Consider the following 973-nt stretch of genomic DNA (forward strand, 5'->3'; position numbering starts at 1 on the left):
GCCGAGCACAACGGCAACCGCGTCGCTCGTACCGTCGGCCCACAGCTTGCCGGCCACTGGCCCGATGCCGGAAACCCGTTATGACACAGTGCCCGAGACGGCATTTGCGGCTCCGCAACTCGGCAATGCCGCCAGCGCGGCGCTGGCCAAAGCGACGACAGCACAGGCAAACTCCCAGGCAAGCTCATCAGCGGTCGCCGTACCAGTGCCGCAGCCGGCTCCAGCCTATATGCCCGATAGCGGCGCATCGATCGCACCGGGCACGCCGACACAATCGATTGCCGAGTCTGCAGCTACTCCGCAGGGCATAGACACCACAACCACTGCCTCCACCGCGCCGTCCGCCGGCTGGGTCGTCCAGATCGGCACCTCACCGGACAAGGACATGGCAATGACCCTTCTGCGCGATGCGCAGGAAAAAGGCGGAAAGGTATTGCGTTCCGCCACCCCCTTCACGATCGCCTATGATGCGGGTTCGCAGCAGCTCTACCGGGCACGGTTCGGCGGCTTCGACGACCAGAAGACAGCGGTCAATGCATGCAAGGCACTGAAGAAAAAAGGGATCGGATGCTGGGCCGCTGCCCAGTAAACGATCCTGCCGGTAACCCTCGATTTGTATTGCGTACGAGGTAGTCAATATGGCGTTGAACGAGAACCACTTCGGTCGCACGGGCGACCAGGATAACCACGGCACTCTGGCAGCGAGCCACGGGCTTCATCCGCTGCATCAGGCAGCCTTTGGCCTTGCCGAGCTGGGATTGAAGCCGAAGCGGTCCAAGACCAAGGATTTGATCGGACTGTTGTTGTGTCATGGCGCTCGTGCCTGGCGCTACTCCCAGCCGGAGGCGAAGATCCATTTGCATGTGTCATCGCAAAGCGGACGGTTCCCGATCATCCTGCGCCTGCGCTAATTAGCGAAAGGCCTAACGATGCCCATCTATGCCCTCCGGGGGACCGCATGCCTCGCCTGCCC

General features: G+C 62.2%; 2 protein-coding genes. Both read left to right on the plus strand.

All coding sequences use genetic code 11. The features are described from left to right. Positions 1-589 (plus strand): SPOR domain-containing protein (locus PDO_RS15825; protein ID WP_007603903.1); only part of this gene is annotated, 589 nt, incomplete at its 5' end. A gap of 49 nt (positions 590-638) precedes the next feature. Next, entirely contained in the window at positions 639-911 is a 273-nt protein-coding gene (locus PDO_RS15830; RefSeq protein ID WP_007603904.1) for a hypothetical protein, read from the plus strand. The last annotated feature ends 62 nt before the right edge of the window (positions 912-973 follow it).

It is taken from the genome of Rhizobium sp. PDO1-076 (genome assembly GCF_000247475.1).
Taxonomy (GTDB): domain Bacteria; phylum Pseudomonadota; class Alphaproteobacteria; order Rhizobiales; family Rhizobiaceae; genus Allorhizobium.

What these genes read in the sequence shown, in the direction of transcription:
- PDO_RS15830 (WP_007603904.1), top strand. Translation starts at nt 639, where the DNA reads ATGGCGTTGAACGAGAACCACTTCGGTCGCACGGGCGACCAGGATAAC.